At 63.8% G+C, this 25,185-nt stretch carries 18 protein-coding genes; 6 read left to right on the top strand and 12 right to left on the bottom strand.

Annotation, left to right across the window (positions count from 1 at the left end; all coding sequences use genetic code 11):
• Positions 1–18: 18 nt before the first annotated feature.
• Positions 19–1,179 carry an adenosyl-hopene transferase HpnH gene (gene hpnH, locus AC0L2J_RS21350; RefSeq protein WP_007608088.1) on the bottom strand — a complete coding sequence of 387 codons (1,161 nt, stop codon included), beginning with the start codon at positions 1,177–1,179 and terminating at the stop codon, positions 19–21.
• Positions 1,180–1,214: 35 nt separating this feature from the next.
• On the bottom strand, positions 1,215–2,141 hold the full coding sequence (gene ispH, locus AC0L2J_RS21345) for a 4-hydroxy-3-methylbut-2-enyl diphosphate reductase (RefSeq protein WP_219684809.1): 927 nt from the start codon (positions 2,139–2,141) through the stop codon (positions 1,215–1,217).
• A gap of 463 nt (positions 2,142–2,604) precedes the next feature.
• Here ispH and hpnN point away from each other — a divergent pair, with 463 nt between their 5' ends.
• Positions 2,605–5,193, top strand: coding sequence for a hopanoid transporter HpnN (hpnN, locus tag AC0L2J_RS21340; protein ID WP_007608093.1), 2,589 nt, complete (start codon positions 2,605–2,607; stop codon positions 5,191–5,193).
• On the opposite strand, the gene AC0L2J_RS21335 is transcribed toward hpnN, so the two are convergent.
• Complete coding sequence (locus tag AC0L2J_RS21335; protein WP_063993111.1) at positions 5,161–5,793, bottom strand: DUF2147 domain-containing protein; 633 nt, start codon at positions 5,791–5,793, stop codon at positions 5,161–5,163. The genes hpnN and AC0L2J_RS21335 overlap by 33 nt on opposite strands.
• Positions 5,794–5,934: 141 nt before the next feature.
• Here AC0L2J_RS21335 and hpnO point away from each other — a divergent pair, with 141 nt between their 5' ends.
• Positions 5,935–7,326, top strand: coding sequence for an aminobacteriohopanetriol synthase HpnO (hpnO, locus tag AC0L2J_RS21330; protein WP_007608097.1), 1,392 nt, complete (start codon positions 5,935–5,937; stop codon positions 7,324–7,326).
• A 228-nt stretch (positions 7,327–7,554) separates the two neighbouring features.
• Here the strand turns inward: hpnO and AC0L2J_RS21325 are convergent, their stop codons facing one another.
• The 5 genes from AC0L2J_RS21325 to AC0L2J_RS21305 form a co-directional block, all read right to left on the bottom strand.
• Positions 7,555–8,322, bottom strand: coding sequence for an anti-sigma factor family protein (locus AC0L2J_RS21325; protein WP_007608101.1), 768 nt, complete (start codon positions 8,320–8,322; stop codon positions 7,555–7,557).
• Entirely contained in the window at positions 8,319–8,867 is a 549-nt protein-coding gene (locus tag AC0L2J_RS21320; RefSeq protein WP_473393916.1) for a sigma-70 family RNA polymerase sigma factor, read from the bottom strand. The genes AC0L2J_RS21325 and AC0L2J_RS21320 overlap by 4 nt, the downstream gene beginning before the upstream one ends.
• Positions 8,868–9,024: 157 nt before the next feature.
• Entirely contained in the window at positions 9,025–9,360 is a 336-nt protein-coding gene (locus AC0L2J_RS21315) for a cupredoxin domain-containing protein (protein ID WP_035974926.1), read from the bottom strand.
• A gap of 23 nt (positions 9,361–9,383) precedes the next feature.
• On the bottom strand, positions 9,384–10,328 hold the full coding sequence (locus AC0L2J_RS21310) for a metallophosphoesterase family protein (RefSeq protein ID WP_007608106.1): 945 nt from the start codon (positions 10,326–10,328) through the stop codon (positions 9,384–9,386).
• A 186-nt stretch (positions 10,329–10,514) separates the two neighbouring features.
• Positions 10,515–12,134 carry a GMC family oxidoreductase gene (locus AC0L2J_RS21305; protein WP_473393913.1) on the bottom strand — a complete coding sequence of 540 codons (1,620 nt, stop codon included), beginning with the start codon at positions 12,132–12,134 and terminating at the stop codon, positions 10,515–10,517.
• Positions 12,135–12,336: 202 nt separating this feature from the next.
• Here AC0L2J_RS21305 and AC0L2J_RS21300 point away from each other — a divergent pair, with 202 nt between their 5' ends.
• A complete protein-coding gene (locus AC0L2J_RS21300) occupies positions 12,337–13,509 on the top strand; it encodes a M20 aminoacylase family protein (RefSeq protein WP_473393910.1) in 1,173 nt (390 codons plus the stop codon).
• Positions 13,510–13,673: 164 nt separating this feature from the next.
• Here AC0L2J_RS21300 and AC0L2J_RS21295 read toward each other — a convergent pair whose 3' ends face one another.
• The 3 genes from AC0L2J_RS21295 to AC0L2J_RS21285 form a co-directional block, all read right to left on the bottom strand.
• On the bottom strand, positions 13,674–15,302 hold the full coding sequence (locus tag AC0L2J_RS21295; protein WP_473247495.1) for an inorganic phosphate transporter: 1,629 nt from the start codon (positions 15,300–15,302) through the stop codon (positions 13,674–13,676).
• Between the two features lie 98 nt (positions 15,303–15,400).
• On the bottom strand, positions 15,401–16,843 hold the full coding sequence (locus tag AC0L2J_RS21290; protein WP_473393908.1) for a UdgX family uracil-DNA binding protein: 1,443 nt from the start codon (positions 16,841–16,843) through the stop codon (positions 15,401–15,403).
• On the bottom strand, positions 16,843–18,078 hold the full coding sequence (locus AC0L2J_RS21285) for a putative DNA modification/repair radical SAM protein (protein ID WP_473393906.1): 1,236 nt from the start codon (positions 18,076–18,078) through the stop codon (positions 16,843–16,845). Before AC0L2J_RS21285 ends, AC0L2J_RS21290 begins: the two co-directional genes overlap by 1 nt.
• Positions 18,079–18,241: 163 nt before the next feature.
• Here AC0L2J_RS21285 and AC0L2J_RS21280 point away from each other — a divergent pair, with 163 nt between their 5' ends.
• From AC0L2J_RS21280 to AC0L2J_RS21270, 3 genes are read left to right on the top strand one after another with little or no spacing between them, the layout of a single operon-like run.
• Positions 18,242–19,030, top strand: a complete 789-nt coding sequence (locus AC0L2J_RS21280) for an ImuA family protein (RefSeq protein WP_473247492.1) — start codon at positions 18,242–18,244, stop codon at positions 19,028–19,030.
• Positions 18,927–20,519 carry a Y-family DNA polymerase gene (locus tag AC0L2J_RS21275; RefSeq protein WP_473393903.1) on the top strand — a complete coding sequence of 531 codons (1,593 nt, stop codon included), beginning with the start codon at positions 18,927–18,929 and terminating at the stop codon, positions 20,517–20,519. Before AC0L2J_RS21280 ends, AC0L2J_RS21275 begins: the two co-directional genes overlap by 104 nt.
• A complete protein-coding gene (locus tag AC0L2J_RS21270; RefSeq protein ID WP_473393900.1) occupies positions 20,516–23,992 on the top strand; it encodes an error-prone DNA polymerase in 3,477 nt (1,158 codons plus the stop codon). Before AC0L2J_RS21275 ends, AC0L2J_RS21270 begins: the two co-directional genes overlap by 4 nt.
• A gap of 181 nt (positions 23,993–24,173) precedes the next feature.
• Here AC0L2J_RS21270 and AC0L2J_RS21265 read toward each other — a convergent pair whose 3' ends face one another.
• The gene (locus AC0L2J_RS21265; protein WP_473393896.1) at positions 24,174–24,944 is read right to left on the bottom strand and encodes an SDR family NAD(P)-dependent oxidoreductase; all 771 of its coding nucleotides are present in this window, start codon (positions 24,942–24,944) and stop codon (positions 24,174–24,176) included.
• Positions 24,945–25,185 lie beyond the last annotated feature (241 nt).

Below are 25,185 nucleotides of genomic sequence, written 5' to 3'. Positions count from 1 at the left end.
GGCTACAGGTCATCGCGCTTACGCGGCGGTCGAAGCCTTCCGCGCCGCCTTCTCCTGCGCAGCCTCGGCCTCGTCCTTGCGGATCTCCGACAGGCGCTTCTGCACTTCCGCCGAGAAGATGTACTGCGCAGGGCGCTGCTTGCTCATGTCGATCTCCGGGGCCATCGGACCCGTGGTCCTGATGCCGCGCAGCGACACCCACATCGCCTTCAGCGGGTTGTTGATGGCTGCGGTCGCCGCCGTCGGCTCGTAGCCGCAATGGGCCATGCAGTCCGCGCACTTCTCGTACTTGCCGGTGCCGTAGGTCTCCCAGTCGGTGGTGTCCATCAGCTCCTTGAAGGTTTTTGCGTAGCCTTCACCGAGCAGATAGCAGGGCTTCTGCCAGCCGAAGATGTTGCGCGCGGGCATGCCCCAGGGCGTGCACTCGTATTCCTGGTTGCCGGCGAGGAAGTCGAGGAACAGGCCGGAATGCATGAAATTCCACTTCTTGCCCTTGCCCATCGCAAAAACGTCGCGGAACAGCTTCTTGGTCTTGGTGCGGTTGAGGAAGTGCTCCTGGTCCGGCGCGCGCTCATAGGCATAGCCGGGCGACATCGAGACGCCGACACCGAGTTCGACGGTGAGGTCCAAGAACTTGGCGATCTCCTCGGCCGGGTGGCCGTCGAAGATGGTGGCGTTGACGTTGACGGTGAAGCCGCGGGCCTTGGCCGCCTTGATCGCGGAGACGGCACGGTCGAACACGCCCTTCTGCGACACGGCCTTGTCGTGATGCTCCTTCAGGCCGTCGAGATGCACGGAGAAGAACAGATAGGGCGAGGGCTCGAACAGATCGAGCTTCTTCTCGAGCAGCAGCGCATTTGTGCAGAGCGAGACGAACTTCTTGCGCGCCACGAGGCCGCGCACGATCTCGCCGATCTCCTTGTGGATCAGCGGCTCGCCGCCGGGAATCGCGACCATCGGCGCGCCGCACTCGTCGGCCGCGTCCCAGCACTCTTGCGCGGTCATGCGGCGGTTGAGGATCGCATCCGGATAATCGATCTTGCCGCAGCCGACGCAGGCGAGGTTGCAGCGGAACAGCGGCTCCAGCATCAGCACGAGCGGATAGCGCTTGCGGCCAAGCAGCTTCTGCTTGATCAAATAGCCGCCGATACGCATTTCCTTGAAGAAGGGGATAGCCATTACAAGTTTCTTTCTGGGCTTGAAATTCGGGTGGGTCAGCTCGCAGCCAGTTGGGCCGGAAGCCGGAATTCGATGTTTTCCTCGCGGCCGGGGAGCACCGAGACCTTGACCGGTCCGATCCGCCGCATCGCTTCGATCACGTCATCCACGAGTACCTCGGGCGCCGAAGCGCCGGCCGTGACACCGACGGTTCTGGCATCTTTCAACCACTCGGGATTGAGCGCGCTGCCGTCGGCAATCAGATAACTCGCGACACCGGCCTCAGTGCCGATTTCGCGGAGCCGGTTCGAATTCGAGCTATTGGCAGCGCCCACCACCAAGATCACGTCGACCAGCTTGCTCAAGTCCCTTACCGCAGATTGGCGGTTCTGTGTCGCATAGCAGATATCCCGGATATCCGGGCCTTGAATATCTGTAAAGCGGGCCTGGAGGGCCGAAATGATATCCTTTGTGTCATCCACCGACAGGGTGGTCTGGGTGATATAGGCCACTGGCGTATCCGCCGGCAGCTCGAGGGCCTTAACCTCTTCAACGCTTTGGACCAGCAATACGGGGGCGGGAACCTGGCCCATCGTACCCTCGACCTCGGGGTGGCCGGCATGGCCGATCAGGATCAGGGTGCGGCCCCTGGCGATGTAACGCTTCCCCTGATTGTGAACTTTCGTGACCAGGGGGCAGGTGGCGTTGAGCACCGGAAGGTCGCGTGCGGCCGCTTCTTCCTCGACGCTGCGGGCGACACCATGAGCGCTGAAGACGGTCACGGCCTTCGGCGGTACCTCCGACAGTTCCTCGACGAAGATCGCGCCCTTGTTCTTCAGGCTCTCGACGACGTACTTGTTGTGTACGATCTCATGGCGCACGTAGACGGGCGGGCCGTACTTCTCCAGCGCCCGTTCCACGATCTCGATCGCACGCACCACGCCCGCGCAAAAGCCGCGCGGTTGCGCCAGATAAACTTCCATTGGACGGCCATCACGCAAGTTGCACCAATCCGCTCTCAAGTTCAGGGGACACCCCGATACGAACCAATGAGTTGCAATATCCGCACCATCGGTTTCGCGCACGCGGTAGCCGCCCACCCCTTTCGGGGCCCGATGCATGGAGGCGCAGCACTTTGTGTCAAAAAATCGGCAGCAAGGAAAGGCGGAATGAACTTTGGTTCCCTGCGGGAACAGTTTTGCGGTATTATAGTAGATGTCGTCCGTGGCAGCAAATGTGACGACATTTGTGCGCACGCTTCGTCACTTTCCCGCCTCAACTCCCCGGCTATACCGACGGCCCCCGCATGATTTTGCCATGGTCTTCCGCCGTTTACCTCGAACCTTCTGACGGCGACAACCACTCAAAACAGCAATAGGTTTCGGCCGGGAACTCCGTTAAACAGCGGGCGTTTCCGGCAAGCTGTTAACCGCAGAAAGAAAAGTAGTGCTGCAAAGCGTCGTCGTTGCCATCGTCAGGGCCTGCACCCGGTTTGCCTCCCTCGTCGTCGTTCTCGGGCTCCTGCTGGCGGTGGGGGCGGGCTATTACACGTCCCGGCACTTCGCCATCAACACCGACATCAATTCGCTGATTGCCCAAAATCTGGACTGGCGCCAACGTGACCAGCAGTTCGATCGCGCCTTCGACCGCGATGCGACGATTACGGCGGTGGTCGAAGCCAAGACGCCGGAGATGGCGACCGCGGCGTCGGACGCCCTCTACGCCAAGCTGAGGGACAACAAGACCGAGTTCCAGTCGATGCAGCAGCTCGGCACCGGCGAGTTCTTCGAGAAGAATGGCCTGTTGTTCCTGCCGACAGAAGAAGTCGCCAAGGTCACCGGCCAGTTCGAATCCGCCGCGCCCCTGATCGAGATCATGGCGGGCGATCCCTCGATCCGCGGCCTGACCGGCGCGCTCGAGACGGGACTTGCCGGCGTGAAACGCGGGCAGGTCAAGCTCGACAACACCGAGCGGCCCTTCAACCAGATCGCGCAAACGGTCGAGACCGTGCTCAATAAGGGCAACGCGACCTTCTCCTGGCGCGAGCTCGTCAGTGACCAGCCGCTGACGGATTCGGACAAGCGCGCCTTCATCGAGTTCAAGCCGATCCTCGACTACAACGCGCTCGAGCCCGGCAAGGGCGCCACCGATGCGATCCGCAAGGCCGCAGCCGATCTGGATTTTGCCACCAAATATCAGGCGCGAGTCCGGCTGACCGGACCGGTCCCGATCGCCAACGAGGAATATGCAACCGTCCAGGAAGGCGCCGTCGTCAACGGCATCGGCACGGTCCTCGTCGTGCTGCTCATCCTGTGGCTGGCGCTGCATTCGGCGAAGATCATCTTCGCGGTGTTCGTCAATCTCTTCGTCGGTCTTGCGCTGACCACCGCCGCCGGCCTGATGATGGTGGGCTCGCTCAATTTGCTGTCGATCGCATTCGCCGTGCTGTTCGTCGGTCTCGGCGTCGATTTCGGCATCCAGTACAGCGTCCGCTATCGCTCCGAACGCTACAAGCATAACGACCTTTCGGGCGCGCTGATCCTGGCCGCCAAGCGGTCGGCAATTCCGTTGTCGCTGGCGGCAATGGCGACCGCGGCCGGCTTCCTCTGCTTCATCCCCACCGACTACAAAGGTATCGCCGAACTCGGCCAGATCGCCGGCGTCGGCATGCTGGTCGCGTTCGTCACCAGCATCACGGTACTCCCGGCGATGCTGAAGCTGTTGAACCCGCCCGGCGAGAAGGAGCCGGTCGGCTATGCCTTCCTGGCGCCGCTCGATCACTTCCTGGAGAAGCACCGCGTGCTGGTCGTCGGTGGCACGATGTTTCTGGCGGTCGCCGGCCTGCCGCTGCTCTACTACATGAAGTTCGACTTCAACCCGATGAACCTGCGCAACCCGAAGGCGGAGTCGATCGCGACCTTCCTCGATTTGCGCAAGGATCCCAACACGGGCGCCAATGCCATCAACGTGATGACCACGTCGGAAGAGCAGGCAAGGCAGGTGGAGGCAAAGCTGGAGAAGGTACCGGAGGTGTTGCGCGTGATGTCGCTCAACAGCTTCGTTCCTGAAGACCAGCCGCCGAAGCTGAAGCTGCTCGCGCAGGGCGCCAAGGTGCTGAACCCCGCGCTCAATCCCGACCAGATCGACGCCGCACCGACGGACAAGGAAAACGTCGATGCGCTGAAATCCTCGGTCGACAATCTGCGCCGGACCGCAGGCGACGCGAAGGGCCCGGGTGCGGTCGCCTCGCGTCGGCTCGCGGACGCACTGGAAAAGCTCGCCAATGGCGATGAAGCTACGCGGAACAAGGCGCAGGACGTGTTCGTCGCGCCGATGAAGATCGTGTTCGACCAGCTCCGGAACGCGATGCAGGCCGAGCCGGTCACCCTGAAGTCATTGCCGGCAGATCTCGTCAGCGCCTGGAAGAGCAAGGACGGCATCATCCGTGTCGAGGCGCTGCCGAAGGGCGATCCCAACGACAACGACACGCTGCGCAAATTTGCGGCGGCGGTACTCGTTGCCGAGCCGACCGCGATCGGCGGTCCGGTCTCGATCCTGAAGTCGGGCGACACCGTGGTGAAGGCGTTCATCCATGCGGGAATCTACGCGCTGCTGGTGATCGGCCTGTTGCTGTGGATCACGCTGCGCCGGTTCGTCGACGTGCTGATGACGTTGGTGCCGCTGCTGGTGGCCGGCGCGGTGACGCTCGAGATCTGCGTGCTGATCGGCTTGCCGCTGAACTTTGCCAACATTGTCGCGTTCCCGCTGCTGCTCGGCGTCGGCGTGGCCTTCAAGATCTACTATGTCGTGGCCTGGCGCTCGGGCAGGACAAACCTGCTCCAGACCAGCCTGACGCGCGCGATCTTTTTCAGCGCGCTGACGACGGCGACCGCGTTCGGCAGCCTTTGGTTGTCGAGCCATCCCGGCACGTCCAGCATGGGCAAGCTGCTCGCGCTGTCGCTGGTGACGACGCTCGCCGCCGTGCTGCTGTTTCAGCCCGCCCTAATGGGCAAACCCCGCAATCTCAGGGAGTAGGCAGATGTCGCCGACCTGGTCGGCGGCGCCCTTCTGACCGGGTTTGGCGGTGCCGGCGGCCTTCGGGGCTGCGGGCGCAGGCTGCGCCGCCATAGCGCCCGTCGTTCCCAGGGCTTTCGGCGCCGCGCCGGTGGGCTTTGGCGCGCCCTTGGCCATGGCGTTGGCGGAGCTCAAGGGAATCGGGGGGCTGACCCGTGTCCAGGTCTCGCCACCGCACAGGAAGCCCATCACGCAGCCCTTGATCTCGAGCTGGTCGGTGCCAACCGGCGTGATGGTCGCGCTGTAGAGCTGGCCGTCCTTGGCGTTGTAGACCTGACCTTCCCACTGATCGGCGCCGGGCTTCTTCTTCATGTCGATCAGGGTCGCCATGCCCAGCGTGGGCCGGGTCTTTTTCGACGCGTCCGGATTGTTCTCGTCGCGGCCGCCGGGCTGTTTTTCCCAGGAAACCGCGCCCCACATGCTGCCATTGCATTGGGCGACACGAATGTTGGCGACGCCGTCGGCAACCCGCCAGTCGCCGGTCGGATCGGCGGCGAGCGCCGGGGTCAGGCAGGTGTAACCGCCAGCCAGTATTAGTCCGGTGTAAAGGGCTAAACGCATGATAGTTCCTTGGCAGTGCAACATGGTCTAAAGCTCTGCTTGCGAAGATGGTCCGAAAAAGGGCAAAAGGCCGCACAGACCGTTTTTGGCAACGGTCCGTTTTCAGTTGACGAGACGGCCCTCAACCGAAGTATGTAGCGGATGCACAGCCCAAATCCAGACATGTCTCAGCTGTTCGCGGACCGCCAGGCCCAGCGCAGCGCCCTGCATAATCGGCATCTGAACGAGCAGTTCGTTCGGGTTCTGAAGACCATCGGCTACGATGTCGGCTTCCAGAAGGGGCAGGGACAGTACCTCTACGATCGTGACGGGGCGCGCTATCTTGACCTCTTGTCCGGTTTTGGCGTGTTTGCGATCGGGCGCAATCATCCTGTCATGCGCGAGGCGCTCAAGAGCGTGCTCGATGCCGATCTGCCCAACCTCGTCCAGTTCGACGTCTCGGTGCTTGCCGGCGTGCTCGCCGAGCGGCTCCTGAAATACGTCCCTTATCTCGACAAGGCGTTCTTCGCCAATTCGGGCGCCGAATGCGTCGAAGCCGCGATCAAGTTCGCCCGTGGCGCCACCGGCCGTCCGGGGATCGTCTATTGTGCCCACGGCTATCACGGCCTGACCTATGGCGCGCTGTCGCTCACCGGTGATTCGAACTTCCGCACCGGCTTCGAGCCGCTGCTGCCGGGCTGCACCTCGATCCCGTTCAACGATCTCGCCGCGCTCGAAAAGGCGCTGGCCTCGCGCGAGGTGGCGGCCTTCGTCGTCGAGCCGATCCAGGGCAAGGGCGTCAACATGCCCACCGACGAGTTCCTGCCGGGTGCGGCTGCGCTCTGCAAGAAATACGGCACGCTGTTCGTCGCCGACGAGATCCAGACCGGCATGGGCCGCACCGGCCGCTTCCTCGCGGTCGAGCACTGGAACGTCGAGCCCGACATGGTGCTGCTGTCGAAGTCGCTGTCCGGCGGCCACGTGCCGGTCGGCGCGGTGCTGACGCGCAAGAGCATCTTCGACAAGATCTTCAACCAGATGGACCGTGCAGTCGTGCACGGCTCCACTTTCTCCAAGAACGACCTGGCGATGGCCGCGGGCATCGCCACGCTCGACGTCATGGAGTCCGAGAAGCTGATCGAGTCCGCCGCCAAACGCGGTGCCGAGCTGCGCCTCGCGCTCACGCGCATGGTGCCCGGCTATGAGCTATTGAAGGAAGTCCGCGGCAAGGGCCTGATGATCGGCGTCGAGTTCGGCCCGCCGAAATCGTTGCGGCTGCGGGCGTCCTGGAACGTGCTGGAGGCGGCCAACAAGGGCCTGTTCTGCCAGCTCATCACCGTGCCGCTGTTCAAGGACCACAAGATCCTCACGCAAGTCGCGGGCCATGGCAGCCACACCATCAAGCTTCTGCCGCCGCTCACCATCACCGAGGAAGATTGCGGATGGATCGAGCGCGCCTTCGACGACGTCATCGCCGGCAGCCACAAGGTCCCCGGCGCGATCTGGTCGCTCGGCAAGACGCTGGTGGACAACGCGGTGAGGCGGTCGGCGTAACCTGAGGCCGAATGCGCGGTCCGTCGCGCGAGACCGGCGTGTCGCTCCAATGCTTCCAAGCCCCCGATGTCGTCCTGGCGAAAGCCAGGACCCATACCGCGTGATTTATCAATAGACCTCGGGGCCAGTACCACGTGCATAACTTTGCCCTGTGGCAATGGGTCTTTCGCCAGGACGACCAAGTGGAGGCACTTCGGTCTATCAACATCGTGGTGCGATGTTGCGCCGCTACCCCTCCACATTCGCCTTCATCGCCGCCTCGAACTTGTCGACGAACTCGGCGAGCTCGTCTGCGCCGAGATCGCTCACGGCCCAGAAGTTCAGGCCGCGATTGCCCCAGCGGCGGCAGTTGAAGCCCTGCATGGTCTCAGTCTTGGGCGCCCGGTATTCCGCGTTCGACGTCTGCGACACGAACAGATTGACCACATGCTGCCGGCGCTTGTAGACGACCGCGCCGATGGCGCGGGCGTCGATATAATCGAGCCTGCCTCCCACCAGCGTAAAGCCTTGTGCGGTGAGGTCGATCACGGGTGGGGCGACGTCGAGCTTGCCGTTGAACCACGGCTTCACCGTGTGCTGGTCGGTCGAGACCACGTCGATGAGGTGGCCGGCCTGGAGCGAGCGCAGATGCGCGGAGACGACCTCCGACAGGATGCGCTGCTGGTCGTCCTGGCGCAGCACCAATGCGACGACGCCGGAGGCGGCCAGCGCGGAGACTGCCGAGCCCATCGCAAAGCCGCGCAGCACGGAGCGGCGGCTCGGCTGTTGACGCTGCGGCTGCGGCAGCGAGGCCTCGATACGCGCACGCAGGCTCGCCGGTGCGGTGTAGCGCAAATCGGCGTTCGCGAGTACGCGTTGCATGTCGCGTTGGGCCGAAAACTCCGCAGCGCAGGCCGGGCAGCTGGCGATATGGGCTTCGACCTCGCGCGCGTGGCCGGCATCGAGCTCGTTGTCGAGCAGCGCGTGAAGCAGGATCCTTGCTTCGTCGCAGGTCATCTTGCTTGCTCCTCATCCGCCGTCCAGGCCGCGCGCAGCATGGCGCGGGCGCGGGCGAGGCGGGACATCACAGTGCCGACGGGTGCACCGACGGCCTCGGCGATTTCACGATAGGACAGGCTGTTGATCTCCCGCAGCACGAATGTTTCCTTGAACGGTTCGGCGAGCGCGTCGATCAGCTTGCGGATCGCGCCCGCATCGCGGCTGCGCAGCACTTCGGTTTCCGGACTTGCCTCGGTCTCTTGCCAGATCGGCGTCTGCTCGGCAGCGCCGGGCGTATCGTCGATTGCGCTGTGCCTGTGCGCGCGCCGTGCATATTCGGCATTGCAGACGTTACGCAGGATCGCGAACAGCCAGGGCTTCATCGCCGGCCCGCGATAGCTGTCGAAATGCTTCAGCGCGCGCAGATAGCACTCCTGCACCGCGTCCTCGGCATCGGAGGCGTCACGCAACAGATAGCGCGCGAGCGTGTAGACGTCGTCGAGATAGGGCAGCGCCGCCTCGCGGAAGCGTTGCGCCTTCTGCAAATCGTCGTTGGCGGGCATAGCTCCTCGCTTTGCCTCTTGTTCTGCTCGTTGCTTCGTTTCGTCGCTGTTCGTCTCGTCCCTGTTCGTGTTTTCTCTGTGTGTGACCGAAGGCACACGAGCCCGGCCGGCGTGGGACAATCGGCCGGGCAAGACGTTGATGCCTTGGTTCGAGATGTTACTCAACCTTGATCATCCCCGTCATGTGCGGGTGCAGAGAACAAAAATATTTGTAGTCGCCCGCATTAGTGAAGGTGAACGAGAACTTGTCGTCAGTATCCAGGGTCTTGGACCTGAACTTCCCGGCCGACATCACGGTGTGGGGGATGTCGTCCCGGTTGGTCCATGTCACGGTGGTGCCGACCTTGATCCTGAGCTCGGCCGGCTGGAAGACGAAATTGTCGATATGCACCTCTATGTCGTCGGCATGGGCGATGGTGGCGGGTAGCAGCATGGCCGCGGCCAAAGCGAGACCGAAGGCGACACCGAGGTCGCGGCGATTGAGTGTCTTCATTGTCAGCTTCCGTTGGCCCTGCATCAACCCTGGAGCGGCGTGTCGATGATCGCGAGCCGCTGCTCGTTCTGCTTGAAGTTGATGCTGGCAACGCCGAGCATCGCGCGGAGCTTTGCGTCCTCGACCTTCATCGGTCCGGGCGAGGGGGCAGATCCCGGCGCCGGCTGCGGGAAGGCGGTCGAGCGGGCGGTATGGAACGTGACGTTGCCTTCGACCTTCTGCATCACCTGGTGAATGTGGCCGTTCAGCACGGTGACCGAACCAAAGCCCTTCACCTGTTCCAGCGCGCGGGCGCCGTCCTCAGTGCCCCAGCCCCATTCGGGGTAGACGGTCCAGAGCGGGATGTGGGCGAACAGCACGATCGGTGTCGATTTCGACTTGCCGCGCAGATCGTCCTCGAGCCAGGCGAGCTGCTCGGCGCCGAGATTGCCGAGGCCTCCGGCCTTGAGGTCGACGACATTGACGAGGCCGATGAAGTGCACGCCGCCGGCGTCGAACGAATACCAGCCCGCGCCCTTGGTGCCGCGGCCGTAGCGCTCGCGATAGAACTTCACGTCCTCGTCGAGGAAGTCATGCTCGCCGGGCACGTAATGCACGTCGAGCTTGCTCTGCGAGATGATGCGATCGGCATTGTCGAACTCGGCGGCCTTGGAGAGATGCGTGATGTCGCCAGTGTGGATCATGAACGACGGCTTGACCGGCATCGCGTTGATCTTGTTGATGGCTTCCTCCAGCGTGCCGAGCGCGTTGGGATTGGCCGGCTTGTCGAAGCCGACATGGCTGTCGCTGATCTGGAGGAAGGTCATTCCGGGCGCGGCCGCGGTCGCAGCTTGCGCGGAATCGATGATGCCGAGCGAGCGCGGCACGCCACCGGTGATGGTCCAGAGCACCCCGGTGCCGGCCCAGGTCATGCATTCCAACACCTTGCGGCGGCTCAAGCCGTCCTCGCCGTGATCATGTCCGCTCATCGCGCAGCTCCACTTCGCCCGGAATTGGGCTTCGGGGAGGTGATTGCGGGAGGAGGGGACTTATTCCCGGACGCGATGACGTTTTCGTGAGGTGGTTGGACGCGTAGCCCGTATGGAGCGTAGCGGAATACGGGACCAATCGAGCGTCCTCTCGCGGATTTCGCCTCGTCCCATCAGGCTACGCATTCACTTCGCATCTTCCAAAATCATCGTCGCGCCTTTCTCGGCGATCATCGCAGTCGGCGTGTTGGTATTGCCCGACGTGATGGTCGGCATGATCGAGGCATCGACAATGCGAAGGCCGCCGAGGCCGTAGAAGCGCAGGCGTTCGTCGACCACCGCCATCGGATCGCTCACCGCACCCATCTTCGCGGTGCCGACGGGATGGAAGATGGTGGTGCCGATGTCGCCGGCGGCCTTGGCGAGCGAGGCATCGTCGTCGCCGACGGCGGGGCCGGGCAGATATTCGCTCGGGCGATATTTTGCCAGCGCCTTCTGCTGCATCAGGCGGCGGGTGGTGCGGATGGCATCGGCGCCGACCTGACGGTCGTCATCCGTTGAAAGATAATTCGGCGCGATGATTGGCTTTTCGTCCGGCGCTGCCGAACGCAGACGTACGGTACCGCGCGATGTCGGCTGGAGATTGCAGGCGCTCACCGTGATCGCGGGGAAGCGGTGCAGGGGATCGCCGAACTTGTCGAGCGACAGCGGTTGCACGTGGAACTGGATGTTGGCGCGTGCGCGCGTCGCATCGGAGCGGGTGAAGATGCCGAGCTGCGACGGCGCCATGGTCAACGGCCCGCGGCGGCGGAAGGCGTAGTCGAGGCCCATCAGGCCGCGTCGAACCAGGTTGTAATAGGTCTCGTTCAGTGTGCGCACGCCCTCGACCTTGTAGATCGCGCGCTGCTGCAGATGATCCTGCAGATTGCGGCCGATGCCGGGCTTGTCCATCACGATGTCGATGCCGAGCGGCGACAGCCAGTCGGCGGGCCCAATGCCGGAGCGATGCAGCACCTGCACTGAGCCGATCGCGCCTGCCGAGAGGATCACCTCGCGTTTGGCACGCGTCTCGAAGATCTCGCCATTCTGGATGAAGCGCACGCCGATGGCGCGGCCCTGTTCGATGATCAGACGATCGACCAGCACATGCTTTTCGAGCCGCAGGTTCGGGCGGTTCAATACCGGCTTGAGGAAGCCGCGCGCCGACGACCAGCGTCGGCCGCGCTTCTGATTGACGTGGAAATAGCTGGTGCCTTCGTTGTCGCCGGTATTGAAATCCGGGATGCGCTTGATGCCCATCTCCTCGGCCGCATCGCCCACCGCATCCAAGACGTCCCAGGACAGTCGCGGCGCCTCGATGCGCCAGCCGCCCCCGGCGCCGTGATGCTCGCTCGCGCCGAGGAAGTGATCCTCGAGCCGCTTGAACAGCGGCAGCAAATCGTCATAACCCCAGCCGGTCATGCCGAGCTGGCGCCAGTGATCGTAGTCGGCGGCCTGTCCGCGCATCGAAATCATGGCGTTGATCGCCGAAGAGCCGCCGATCACCTTGCCACGGGGATAGGCGAGCGACCGGCCGTTCAGGCCGGGCTCGGCCTCGGTCCTGAACATCCAGTCCGAGCGCGGATTGCCGATGGCGAAGAGATATCCGACGGGAATGTGGAACCAGATCCAGTTGTCGTCGCCGCCGGCTTCGAGGATGAGGACGCGATTGCTGGAATTGGCCGACAGCCGGTTGGCGACGATGCAGCCCGCCGTGCCGGCCCCAACGACAATGTAGTCAAACTCACCTTCGAGCCGCCTTGGCATTCTGCTTCCACCCGACAGGCGTCATGCGCGGGATTGTCCCGGGCATCCACGCGCTTTCCGTTCTAATAGTCAGACGTGGATGGCCGGGACAAGCCCGGCCATGACGAGAGGACAGAGCTACCCCAGACCCTCCGCCAGTTGGGTGGACTGGTGCTTGCATGGTAGACAGGCCTGCATTTTCAATAAACCCCGAGACCCCTCCATGCCCATCGTGAACCGCGTCGCCGACCTTCAACCCGATATTCAGGCCTGGCGCCGGGACATCCACCAGTATCCGGAGCTGCTCTACGACGTCCACCGCACCGCAGCATTCGTCGCGGACCGCCTGCGCGAATTCGGCTGCGATGAGGTCGTGACGGGCATCGGCCAGACCGGCGTGGTCGGCGTGATCAAGGGCAGCAAGCCGGCCGGCGAGGGCCTCAAGGCCATCGGCCTGCGTGCCGACATGGATGCGCTACCGGTCGAGGAACAGACCAACCTGCCTTACGCTTCGAAGACCCCGGGCAAGATGCACGCCTGCGGTCATGACGGCCACACCGCGATGCTGCTCGGTGCTGCGCGTTATCTCGCCGAGACCCGCAACTTCGCCGGCGATGCGGTGGTGATCTTCCAGCCGGCCGAGGAGGGGGGCGCCGGCGGCTTGGCCATGGTCAAGGACGGAATGATGGAGCGCTTCGGCATCGAGCAGGTCTACGGCATGCACAACGGTCCGGGCATCCCGGTGGGCTCGTTCGCGATCCGGCCGGGTCCGATCATGGCGGCGACCGACGAGGTCGATATCATGATCGAGGGTCTCGGCGGCCATGCCGCGCGGCCGCACAAATGTGTCGATTCCGTTCTGGTCGGCGCACAGGTGATCACGGCGCTGCAGTCGATCGTCGCGCGCAGCGTCGATCCGTTGGAATCGGCCGTGATCTCGATCTGCGAGTTCCACGCGGGCAATGCCCGCAACGTGATTCCACAAACCGCGACACTGAGGGGCACCATCCGCACGCTGTCGCTCGAGGTGCGCAAGCTGGTGGAGAAGCGCGTGCACGAGGTCGTGGCGGGCGTGGCGCAGATCACCGGCGCCAAGATCGACCTGCACTACAAGCGGAATTATCCCGTGGTGAACAATCACGCCGCGGAGACCGAGATTGCGCGTCGCATCGCGGGGCAAGTCGCGGGCGAGGCCAATGTGCTCGAGATGTCGCCGCTGATGGGCGGCGAGGATTTCGCCTATATGCTGGAAGCGCGCCCCGGCGCCTTCATCTTCTGCGGCAACGGCGATAGCGCCGGCCTGCATCACCCCGCCTACAATTTCGATGACGAGGCGATCGTTTACGGCACGTCGTACTGGGTCAAGCTGGTCGAGGAGTCGCTCGCGGCATCGTAAGGCTCTTACTTCACCTCGCCCCGCTTGCGGGGAGAGGTCGAAATTCGAGCGCAGCTTGAATTTCGGGTGAGGGGGACTCTCCGCGAGTCCGTCTCTCACCGCGATCGCGGAAGCAGCCCCTCACCCTGACCCTCTCCCCGTAAGAACGGGGAGAGGGAAAGAGCTCAGAAGATCCGCGAGAAGATCACGTACAGCGTGCCTGACAACAGGATCGCGACCGGCAAGGTCAGCACCCAGGCCATCACCATGTTCCTGATGGTGGCGACCTGGAGACCTGAACCGTTCGCGGCCATGGTGCCGGCGACGCCGGACGACAGCACGTGGGTGGTCGAGACCGGCAGGCCGAACACGTCGGCGGCGCCGATCGTGGCGGCGGCGACGAGCTCGGCGGAGGCACCCTGCGCGTAGGTGAGATGGGTCTTCCCGATCTTCTCACCGACGGTGACGACGATGCGCTTCCAGCCGATCATGGTGCCGAGGCCGAGCGCGATGGCGACCGCGACCTTCACCCAGGTCGGGATGAACTTGGTCGCGCTGTCGAGCCCGCCCTTGTAGGCGTTCAAGGTCGCGACCTCTTCCTTGCTGAGGTCGTTTTCCTTGTCCTTCATCAGGAAGCGGATCGCTTCCGAGGTCAGGTACATGTCGTTGCGGGTGTTGCCGACGACTTCCGCCGGCACCTTGTTCAGCGAACCGTATTTCGCGACCTGCTCGCCGACATCCTTCACCAGCACCGACAGCGAGGGATAGGTGCCTTCGCTGATGTGGTGCGAGGTGATGTACTGCGTCACCACGGGACGGGGATCGCCGATGATCGCGTGACCGGCGCCCTTGGCCGCAACCACCTTGGAGGCGGCTTCCGAGACCTTCGCGAACTGGGCGACCTGCGACTCCGGCAAGGCGCGGTTGAGCGCATAGGCCGTGGGCACGGTGCCGATCAGGATCAGCATGATCAGGCCCATGCCCTTCTGGCCGTCGTTCGAACCGTGGGCGAAGCTGACGCCGGTGCAGGTCAGGATCAGCAGGCCGCGAATCCAGATCGGCGGGGCTTTGTTACCCTCGGGGGCGGCATAGAGCGCTGGGTTCTTGATGATCAGCTTGAGCAGCAGCAGCAGGCCGGCGGCGCAGACGAAGCCGACCAGCGGCGACAGCAGAAGCGCATAGCCGATCTCGGTGGCCTTGCCCCAGTCCACGCCCGAGGTGCCGTCGCGGCCGCGCATCAGCGCGTTGGCGACGCCGACGCCGATGATCGAGCCGATCAGCGTGTGCGAGGAGGAGGCCGGCAGGCCGAAGTACCAGGTGCCGAGGTTCCAAAGGATCGCGGCGATCAGCAGCGCGAACACCATCGCGAAACCGGCGCTGGAGCCGACTTGCAGGATCAGCTCGACCGGCAGCAGCGAGACGATGCCGAAGGCGACCGCGCCGGACGAGAGCAACACGCCGAGGAAGTTGAAGAAGCCCGACCACATCACCGCAACTTCGGCCGGCAGCGAGTGGGTGTAGATCACGGTCGCGACCGCGTTGGCGGTGTCGTGGAAGCCGTTGACGAACTCGAAGCCGAGCGCGATCAAGAGCGCGACGAACAGGAGGATGAAGGGCAGGTAGCTCGTGACCCTGGTGCCGGTCGCATCGACGTCGGCATAGATGCTGTAGGCCACATAGAGCAGGCCCGCGGCAAGGATGCCGAAGAACAGGATCATCGTCAGCGGATTGAAGCCCTTGTCGAGATTTGGCCGCGAGGCCGGCTGGATCGGCGCGGGATCGGCTACCGCGCGGTCGAATGCAACATCGGTCATGTCTGAACGCCCCTTAACTTTCTGTAAGGGCTATTGTCCTCGATGGATTTGAAGGCTGGATGACAACCGAGGCTTGAAAGCCGTTTTCCCGCTCGTATTCAGGCGGCGCGCGCGGCTTTCTTCTGCAAACCGGCGACGATCTTCAGGTCTTCGACAAAGCGCTGATATTCCAGCGCCTTGGCTTCCGGATCGGGCAGCCGCAGCAGATAGGACGGGTGCACCGTCACCAGCGCCTTGTGACCGTCGGGCAGGTCTATGAGCCGGCCACGGTTCTTTCCGATCGGGGTGATCTTGCCGAACACGCTCTGCGCGGCGGTCGCGCCCATCGCGACGATGAGATCGGGCTGGATGACGGAGACTTCCCGCTCGTACCACTGCCGGCAGGCCTTTATCTCCGGCGTGTTCGGCTTCTGATGCAGGCGGATTTTGCCGCGCGGCACGAATTTGAAGTGTTTCACCGCGTTGGTGACATAGACCTTCTTGCGGTCGACGCCGGCCTCCTGCAGTGCCTTGTCGAGCATCTGGCCGGCCGGACCGACGAAGGGATGGCCCGCGAGGTCTTCCTTGTCGCCGGGCTGCTCGCCGACCAGCATGATATTGGCGGACTTCGGACCCTCGCCGAACACGGTCTGGGTGGCGTCCTTGTAGAGATGGCAGGCGCGGCAGTGGGCGGCCTCCTCGCGGAGCGCTTCGAGATCGTCGATAGCGGTCTTGCGTTTCATCGGAGCCTCCGGCCGCTTTTGAGGCTTGTGCGGATCGGTTGCGGCATTGGCGATCATGGCGCCGGTCATGCGCTCGGCATCCTCGATCAGAGGCTTAATGATCGAAGCCTCGGGCAGGTTCCTCCAATATTTCTTCGGCATTTCCGTTTGCATCGCCTTCACCTTCAGGCGGGCGGGATTGAAGATGCTGGCGTAGTAGCGCCGCCAGGTGTCCTCCAGCCGGTCTTCGCTCGGCGCCTCGCTCTTGCTGACGCCTGATGTGAACGAGAGCGCATGGCCATCCCAATGCGCGCACAAATCGGGCGTCAGGATCGACCATGGCATGTCGGCAAAGCGCTTGGCGAAGAACGGCGCGGCGAGTTCGACGATGTGATGCTCCGGCTCGAACCACGCAACGTAGTGTGCTTCACGTTCCCTGCCGATCTCGCGGAAGCGCACGAAGGCATGCATCTTGTGCTCGTCGCGGTAGACCGCCTTTGCCATGGCCATGACTTGCGCGACATCGGGATCGGTCGCGACCTCGATGAGATCGTGATTGTCCTTCAGCCGAAACAGCAGGCGATAGAGGATCGCGAAACGCTCGGGATCGCGATGCAGGATCGCGGCCTTGGCGAGCTCGACGAATTTTGCAGGCACGTTGAAGGTGCCGTCGCCAGCCGCCGGCAGCGGAGACGGCGAGGGCGTCGCGAACAGCTCCGCTTCGCCGCCCTGCACGGCCCAGGTGACATCGGCCGGTTTCACCTGATGAAGCACGAGGTTACGCGCGGCTTTGCGCCAGCCGTCGAAATCGGTTTCGCTCTCGAGGGTGATGTACTGCATCAGAAGCCAAATCCCAGTTGCGTTGCCTTCGGCTTGAACCGTTCGATCAGCCGTGCCTCGTCGAGGCGATGCGGCGTAGGCCGGTGATCGCTGAGGACGATGAACGGCAGCGCTTTATTCCGGGGCACATGCAGCCGCGCGAGATCGGCGACACGGATCGTGGTCGTGCGGCGCGCCGCGATGATGCGCTCGACCGTCTTGGTGCCGAAGCCCGGCACGCGCAACAATTCCTCGCGGCTGGCGCGGTTGACGTCGAGCGGGAAGCGGTCGCGGTGGCGCAGCGCCCAGGCGAGTTTTGGATCGATGTCGAGCGGCAGCATCGCGCTGTCGTCGACGATCTCGCCGACGTCGAAGCCGTAGAACCGCATCAGCCAATCGGCCTGATAGAGTCGGTGCTCGCGCAGCAAGGGCGGCGCGCGCAGAGGCAGCGCGCGGCTGGCATCGGGGATCGGGCTGAACGCGGAATAATAGACGCGCCTCAGCCGGTATGAACCGTAGAGATTGGCGCTGGTGTGGAGGATGGTGTGGTCGGAGGCCGCGTCGGCGCCGACGATCATCTGCGTGCTCTGGCCGGCCGGCGCGAAGCGCTGCGGCTTGGCTTTCGTCTTCGCGCTGCGGTTTTCCTCGGCCTCGTCCAGCTTCAGCCGCAGCCGGCCCATGGTGCGGCGGATCGCGCGCACGTCTTTCTCGGGCGCGAATTGCTGCAGGCTCGTCTCCTGCGGCATCTCGATGTTGATGGAGAGACGGTCGGCATATTTGCCGGCCTCGGAGATCAATGCATCGTCGGCCTCGGGGATAGTCTTGAGATGGATGTAGCCGCGGAAGTGATGCTCCTCGCGCAGTTTGCGCGCGACGCTCACCACTTGCTCCATGGTGTAGTTGGGGTTGCGGATGATGCCGGAGGAGAGAAACAGCCCCTCGATGTAATTGCGCCGGTAGAAGTCGAGCGTCAGCTTGACCACTTCGTCGATGGTGAAGCGGGCACGCGGCACATTGGAGGAGGCGCGGTTGACGCAATAGAGGCAATCGTAATTGCAGGCGTTGGTCAGCAGCACTTTGAGCAGCGAGATGCAGCGGCCGTCCGGCGCGTAGGAATGGCAGATGCCCATGCCGGGCGCGGTCGAGCCCATGCCCTTGCCGTCGCTGGAATCCCGCCTCTCGGTGCCGCTGGAGGCGCAGGACGCGTCGTACTTGGCGGCGTCCGCCAGGATTTCCAGCTTGCGTTGCACGTCCATAGTTGTAATCCCTTTGATTCAGCTCATGAATCCCAAGGCCCGCCAATTCGATTGACTCCCGGGGCGTCGTTAGCTTTATATTAGAACATATCATGAACAAATGAGCTAGCCGCTGGTTCTCTTTTTGAGAGCCATCGGCAATCACCCTTGAGGAGCGGCGTATATGAGCGGCGCACGAACAAGCGCGCTTGCAGCCTTGCGCGGCCAGATCGAGCGCATCGAGACGGCGGAGGTCGTGCATCATCGTGACCGTGTCGCGCTCGGCCATAGCGAGGCCGACAGCGCGCTGAAGGGCGGGCTCGCGCGCGCGGCAATCCACGAGGTATTTTGCGAAGGACGCCAGGGCGCAGCCGCGACCGGCTTTGTCACCGGCCTTGCGGGGCGCGTGACGGTGCGCAAGCCACTGCTGTGGGTGCGGCAGGATTTTTCAGACATTGAAACCGGTGCGCTGTCGATGAGCGGGCTCGCCGAGATCGGTCTCGATCCGCGCCGCATGGTGATGGTACGCGCTGCCGACGTGGAGAGTGCCCTGCGCACGTCGGCCGATGCGCTCGCCTGCGACGCGCTGGGCGCGGTCGTGCTCGAGCTCTGGGGTGAGACCAGGCAGTTCGATCTCGTAGCGAGCCGCAAGCTGACGCTGGCTGCGCAATCTTCCGGTGTCACCGGTTTGCTGCTGCGGATGGCCGCGCAACCCTTGCCCTCGACCGCCGAGACCAGATGGATGCTTCGCGCGGCGCATTCGCCGCCGGGGCCGGTGTGGAGTGCCTGGGGCGCGCCGCGCTTCGATGCCGAGCTCCTGCGCAATCGTCATGGCCCCTGCGGCCGGTGGATCATGGAATGGAAATGTGATGAGTGCCAGTTCTCTGAATCGTCGGCGTATCCTCAGCCTGTGGCTGCCGCGCCTGCCCATCGACCGGATCCAGCGGTTCTTCGACGGCGTCGGGCTGGGTAGAACCAATGATCCGAGCATCGTCGTCATCAAGGACAGCAACGCGTTGGTGATCCATGCGCTGGACGACGCCGCCGAGCGCCTCGGTCTGTATATCGGCCAGCCCCTGGCCAATGCCCGGGCGATGTGTCCGGATCTAAAGGTGTTCGACGCCGATGCCGTGGCTGATGCGAAGACGATCGGCGACATCGCCGACTGGTGCGACCGCTTCACGCCGCTGGTGGCGCTCGATCCGCCGCACGGGCTGTTTCTCGACATCACCGGCTGCGCGCATCTGTTTGGCGGCGAGGCCGCGCTGTTGCAAACCCTTGTCCGTGCCCTCGATCGCCAGGGCTTTGCCGTCAGCGCGGCGATCGCCGGTACCTCGGTCTGCGCGCGCACGCTGACGCGGCAATCTTCAGGGACCATCGTTGCCGATGGTGGGGAGGCGGCGGCAATCAGCCGGTTTCCGGTGTCCGCGCTCGGCGCGGGCGAGACTATCAGCACCGGCCTGCGTCGCGCCGGTCTGAAAACCATCGGCGATGTCGCCTCGCGCACGCCGAGCGAAATCACGGCGCGGTTCGGTGCGCGGTTCTCCACGTTGCTCGCGCATGCGCTGGGGCAGGGCGATGCGCCGATCAATCCACGAAAGCCGCTGCCCGATTACATCGTGGAGAAACGCTTTGCCGAGCCGATCGCGACCGACACCATGATCGCGATGACGCTGTCGCGCCTCGCCGACACGTTGATCGCGTCGATGGAGAAGCAGGGCAAGGGCGCGCGCCGGCTGGAGGCCACCTTCTTCCGCACCGACGGCGCCGTGCGCGCGATCATGGTCGAAACCGGGCGGTCGGTGACGCGGAGCGCGGTCGTCGACCGGCTGTTCCGCGAGCGTCTCGATGCACTCGCCGATCCGCTCGATCCCGGCTTCGGCTTCGACATGGTGCGGCTGTCGGCAAGCCGCACCGAGATCGTGGTACAGGAGCAGCGCGATCTCGACGCCCATGTCCACGACAATGACGAGCTTGCCGCGCTGATCGACCGCATCGCCGCGCGCATCGGCGGAAAGCGCATCGTCGTGCATCTGCCTGAGGATACCCATATCCCTGAGTGTGCGGTGCTGGTGGCGCCTGCCCAGCATCATCTCGCCGTGGCGATGCAGGCCGAATGGCCCGCGCGCACCAAGAGTGAGCCGCCGCTGCGTCCGTTGCGGCTGTTCGACAAGCCTGAGCCGATCAATGTGCCGTTCGCGACCGTCCCCGACGGGCCGCCGCATCAATTCACCTGGCGTCGCGCGCAGCATGCGGTGGTGCGGGTGGAAGGCCCCGAGCGCATCGCCATGGAATGGTGGCGGCAGGACGGCAAGCAACTGACGCGGGACTATTTCCGCATCGAGGATGCCGAAGGCCTGCGCTTCTGGATCTTTCGCGATGGTCTTTACGAGGGGGAGTGCTTCGACGGCGACGGCAAGCCCGCTCCTCCCGGTTGGTATGTGCACGGTCTCTTCGCATGAACACGCCCGCTTATGCCGAGATCGGCATCACCACGAATTTCTCCTTCCTGCGCGGCGGCTCGGATCCGCGCGACTATGTGCATCAGGCCAGCATCCTCGGCATTCCCGTGATCGGCATTGCCGATCACAACACGCTCGCTGGTGTAGTGCGTGCCTACAAGGAGCTCGACAATGACGAGGTGCTGCACAAGCCGAAGCTTCTGATCGGCACGCGCATCGTCTTCATCGATGGGACGCCCGATATCCTGGTCTATCCGCGCGACCGCGCCGCCTATGGCCGGCTGTGCCAACTTCTCACCAGGGGCAAGCGCGGCGACGACATCACGCGGATCGCGAAGGGCGAATGCCATCTCACCTTCGCCGATCTCCTTGCGTTTTCCGAAGGCCAGCTCCTGATTCTGACGCTGCCGCATCGCTTCGATGCGGCGCAAGCGCAGGACCTTCTCGCCAAGCTGAAGACCAGTCGTGCCGAGGGCGTGTGGCTGGCGGCGAGCCTGGTCTATCGCGGCGACGACCGCCGTCGCCTCGCGCAGCTCGATGATCTCGCCGCAAAAGCAAAAGTGCCGCTGCTTGCGACCAACGAGGTGCTCTATCACCACCCCGCGCGCCGTCCCCTCCAGGACGTGCTGACCTGCATCCGGGAGAAAACCACGATCGAGGCGGTCGGCCGGAAGCTGGAAGCCAATGCAGAACGGTTCCTGAAGACGCCCAGGGAGATGGCGCGCCTGTTCCGTGATTTCCCTGAGGCGATCGCGGAGACTATGCGCTTTGCGGACAAGGTCACCTTCTCGCTCGACCAGCTCAAATACCAGTATCCGGATGAGCCGGTACCACGGGGCAAGACCGCGCAAGGGCATCTGGAGGATCTGACCTGGGCCGGTGTCGACAAATATTTCGATGGCGAGATCGACGACAAGCTGCGCGCCACCCTGAAGAAAGAACTCGCGCTGATCGCCGAGCTGAAATACGCGCATTACTTCCTTACCGTGCACGACATCGTGCATTACGCCCGCAGCCAGAACATTTTGTGCCAGGGGCGGGGATCGGCGGCTAATTCGGCGGTCTGCTACGTGCTCGGCATCACCTCGGTCGACCCGACCAAGGTCGATCTGCTGTTCGAGCGCTTCATCTCCAAGGAGCGGCTGGAGCCGCCCGACATCGACGTCGATTTCGAGCATTCGCGGCGCGAGGAGGTGATGCAATATGTCTATCGGCGTTACGGCCGTCATCGCGCCGCGATCATCGCCACCGTCATTCATTATCGCCCGCGTAGCGCCATCCGCGACGTCGGCAAGGCGCTGGGCCTGACCGAGGACGTCACCGCGGCCCTCGCCGATACGGTGTGGGGAAGCTGGGGCAAGGGCCTCAACGACATGCAGGTCAGGCAGGCCGGCCTCGATCCGCAAAATTCCATGATCAACCTCGCGGTCGAGCTCGCGACCGAGTTGATCGAATTCCCGCGTCATCTGTCCCAGCATGTCGGCGGCTATGTGCTCACGCAAGACCGGCTCGACACCTATGTGCCGATCGGCAATGCCGCGATGGACGATCGTACCTTCATCGAATGGGACAAGGACGATGTCGACGCGCTCAGCATGATGAAGGTCGACGTGCTCGCGCTGGGCATGCTGACCTGCATCCGCAAGTGCTTTGATCTGATCGAGCAGCACAAGGGTGAACGCTGGATGCTGGCGAGCGTCCCGCAGGATGATTCCAAAGTTTACGACATGCTGTGCGACGGGGAGTCGCTCGGCGTGTTCCAGGTCGAGAGCCGCGCGCAGATGAACATGTTGCCCCGGCTGAAGCCACGGACCTTCTACGATCTCGTGATCGAGGTCGCGATCGTGCGGCCGGGACCGATCCAGGGCGACATGGTGCATCCCTATTTGCGGCGGCGGAACGGCTTGGAAAAAGTGAACTATCCATCGCCGTCACCGGAGCATGGCGACAAGGACGAGCTTTACAGAGTGCTGCACAAGACGCTCGGCGTGCCCTTGTTCCAGGAGCAGGCGATGCGGATCGCGATCGAGGCCGCGAAGTTCACGCCGGAGGAAGCCAACGGCCTCCGCCGTGCGATGGCAACGTTCCGCAATGTCGGCACCATCGGCAGGTTCGAAGACAAGATGATCGGCAACATGATCGCGCGCGGTTATGCGCCTGATTTTGCCAGAAACTGTTTCGAACAGATCAAGGGTTTTGGCAGCTACGGTTTTCCGGAGAGCCATGCCGCAAGCTTCGCGCAGCTTGTCTATATCTCCTCATGGCTGAAGCATTATCACCCTGATGCATTCTGCTGCGGCCTCCTGAACTCGCAGCCGATGGGCTTTTACGCCCCGGCGCAGATCGTCAGCGACGCTCGCAAGAACGGCGTCGAGGTGCGCGATATCGATGTGTCCTACAGCTTTGCGCAGAACACGCTGGAAGAAGGAAGTGGCAAATATTGCGCCGTGCGTCTGGGCTTCCGCCAGATCGACGGTTTTCATTGGCTCGATGAGGATGAGGAGCGATTGAAATGTCTCCAATCGTCATTCCCCATTGGGCAATTGCGCAATGTGGGCGCGCCGCTTGGTGCGAGCGCGGAATCCATCGGACCGCGTACGCCTGGAGGCGTGGATTCCGGGTTCGACGCTCATGCCTCGTCCCGGAATGACAAGTCGAAAGACTGGGCCGACCGCATCGTCGCCGCCCGCAACCGCCGGCCCTTCACATCGTTGGAAGACTTCGCCCGCGACACCGGCCTGCCCAAGCGCGCGCTGATCCTGCTGGCTGATGCCGACGCGTTCCGCTCGCTCGGGCTCGACCGCCGCGAGGCGCTGTGGCAGGTGCGTCGCCTGCCCGACGATGTTCCGCTGCCGCTGTTCGAGGTGGCCACCGCACGCGAGCAGCCGGACGAGCACGCCAGGCCGTTGCCGGTGATGCCGCGCGCCGAACAGGTGGTCGCGGACTATCAGACCATTCGGTTATCGCTGAAGGGGCATCCGATGGAATTTTTGCGCGAGATGTTTACGCGCGAGCGCATCGTCGCCTGCAAGGACATCAATCATGAGAACGAGCGGCGCCGCGTCCGCTGTGCCGGCGTCGTGCTGGTACGGCAGCGGCCGGGCAGCGCCAGCGGCGTCGTGTTCATGACACTGGAGGACGAAACCGGCATCGCCAATATCGTGGTGTGGCCGAAGATCATGGAGCAGTACCGGAAGGAGGTGATGGGCGCGCGCCTCATCCTGGTCGAGGGCTACATCCAGAGCAGCCCCGAAAAGGTGACGCACCTCATTGCCCAGCGCATGATCGACCGCTCGCACGATCTGGTCGGCCTCGCCAACGACGCCCTCGGCCGCGAGCATCCGGTGCCGGCAGGCGCCACTGTGGTCGAACCGCTTAACGACGATCCCCGCGCCCACACGGATGCGCCCGCGCAAAAAATCCGCCATCCCCGCAACGTCCGCATCCTGCCGCCGTCGCGCGATTTCCATTGAGGGTGTGGGCCGCGCCGCTCTCGCACCGTCACCCTGAGGTGGCCGCTTCTTCGGCGGCCCTCGAAGGGCGACGGCCCGGCTGCCAGCTCGGCCATTCATCCTTCGAGGCTCTTCTTGCGATGCTTTGCATCGCAAGCTTCGCACCTCAGGATGACGGAAAGGCAGGGACGCGCATGCCCGCCTAAAAATTCACCCGGTTCGAGATCGCGCCGTCCACGACGAGATTGGAGCCCGTGGTGAACCCCGACACCGGGCTTGCCAGAAATACCGCTGCGCTCGCGACTTCCTGCGGCGTCGCCATGCGGCCGGTGGGGTTACGCTTCATCGCATCATTGTAGCGCTCGGGCATGTTCTGCTCGATCGTATTCCAGACGCCGCCCTTGAAGTAGACGGTGCCGGGCGAGACCACGTTGACCCGGATCTTCTTCTTCGCGTACTGCCGCGCCAGCCCCTTGGCCATGTGGATCAGTGCCGCCTTGATCGGGCCGTACGAGCTCGCCGTGTCCGCTTGCGCCGCGGAGATCGATGAGATGATCACGAAGGCGGCGTCGCCGCCCTTGTCGCCGCTGGCCTCGAGGAACGGCCGCGCGGCGTCGAACGCATGCACGGCGCCGAGCAGGTCGAGCCGAAAATTTTGTTCCCACGATGCGGCATCATGGCCCTGCGCCATCGCGCCCGCGTTGGAGAACAGCATGTCGATGCCGCCAAGCTCTTTTGCCGCGCTCTCGATCCAGGATTTCAGTGCCGCGCCGTCGGTGACATCGACGGGGCCGCCGGTCGCGCGGATCCCGCCGGCCTTCAACTCCGTAACGGTAGCGGCAACCTGATCGGCGTTGCGTGCACACACCGCGACATTGCTGCCTTCGCCGGCCAGCGTCGCCGCAATCGCCCGCCCGATGCCGCGCGTGCCGCCAAGCACGACGGCGTTCTTGCCCTTGAGACCGAGATCCATTGTTGGTTTTCCTTTGTTGGTCGTGCGCACCGTTGGGACGAGTGAAGCGCAGTGTCTCCCCAATGTCGTCCTGGCGAAAGCCAGGATCCATTACCACAGGCCGCAGTCGTTACGCGATGCTGTGGCCAGGGCATATCGCAACAACAATCGACCGGGGCAATGGGTCCTGGCTTTCGCCAGGACGACACTGAGCATGTGGTCGATCGCGCCGCTCACATCGACGGCCCTCATTCCGGTGCCG

The organism is Bradyrhizobium sp. MV1.5, assembly GCF_055807615.1.
The sequence above is the reverse complement of the archived record's forward strand: the minus strand, read 5'-3'. Positions and strand labels throughout refer to the sequence as shown.

Bases quoted from the DNA above. Each gene is read 5' to 3' on its own strand.
- AC0L2J_RS21290 (WP_473393908.1), bottom strand. From the start codon at position 16,843: ATGCAGTACATCACCCTCGAGAGCGAAACCGATTTCGACGGCTGGCGC.
- ispH (WP_219684809.1), bottom strand. From the start codon at position 2,141: ATGGAAGTTTATCTGGCGCAACCGCGCGGCTTTTGCGCGGGCGTGGTG.
- AC0L2J_RS21310 (WP_007608106.1), bottom strand. From the start codon at position 10,328: ATGAGCGGACATGATCACGGCGAGGACGGCTTGAGCCGCCGCAAGGTG.
- AC0L2J_RS21320 (WP_473393916.1), bottom strand. From the start codon at position 8,867: ATGCCCGCCAACGACGATTTGCAGAAGGCGCAACGCTTCCGCGAGGCG.
- hpnO (WP_007608097.1), top strand. From the start codon at position 5,935: ATGCACAGCCCAAATCCAGACATGTCTCAGCTGTTCGCGGACCGCCAG.
- hpnH (WP_007608088.1), bottom strand. From the start codon at position 1,179: ATGGCTATCCCCTTCTTCAAGGAAATGCGTATCGGCGGCTATTTGATC.
- AC0L2J_RS21335 (WP_063993111.1), bottom strand. From the start codon at position 5,793: ATGCGTTTAGCCCTTTACACCGGACTAATACTGGCTGGCGGTTACACC.
- AC0L2J_RS21305 (WP_473393913.1), bottom strand. From the start codon at position 12,134: ATGCCAAGGCGGCTCGAAGGTGAGTTTGACTACATTGTCGTTGGGGCC.
- AC0L2J_RS21285 (WP_473393906.1), bottom strand. From the start codon at position 18,078: ATGGACGTGCAACGCAAGCTGGAAATCCTGGCGGACGCCGCCAAGTAC.
- AC0L2J_RS21265 (WP_473393896.1), bottom strand. From the start codon at position 24,944: ATGGATCTCGGTCTCAAGGGCAAGAACGCCGTCGTGCTTGGCGGCACG.
- AC0L2J_RS21300 (WP_473393910.1), top strand. From the start codon at position 12,337: ATGCCCATCGTGAACCGCGTCGCCGACCTTCAACCCGATATTCAGGCC.
- AC0L2J_RS21295 (WP_473247495.1), bottom strand. From the start codon at position 15,302: ATGACCGATGTTGCATTCGACCGCGCGGTAGCCGATCCCGCGCCGATC.
- AC0L2J_RS21315 (WP_035974926.1), bottom strand. From the start codon at position 9,360: ATGAAGACACTCAATCGCCGCGACCTCGGTGTCGCCTTCGGTCTCGCT.
- AC0L2J_RS21275 (WP_473393903.1), top strand. From the start codon at position 18,927: ATGAGTGCCAGTTCTCTGAATCGTCGGCGTATCCTCAGCCTGTGGCTG.
- AC0L2J_RS21325 (WP_007608101.1), bottom strand. From the start codon at position 8,322: ATGACCTGCGACGAAGCAAGGATCCTGCTTCACGCGCTGCTCGACAAC.
- AC0L2J_RS21270 (WP_473393900.1), top strand. From the start codon at position 20,516: ATGAACACGCCCGCTTATGCCGAGATCGGCATCACCACGAATTTCTCC.
- AC0L2J_RS21280 (WP_473247492.1), top strand. From the start codon at position 18,242: ATGAGCGGCGCACGAACAAGCGCGCTTGCAGCCTTGCGCGGCCAGATC.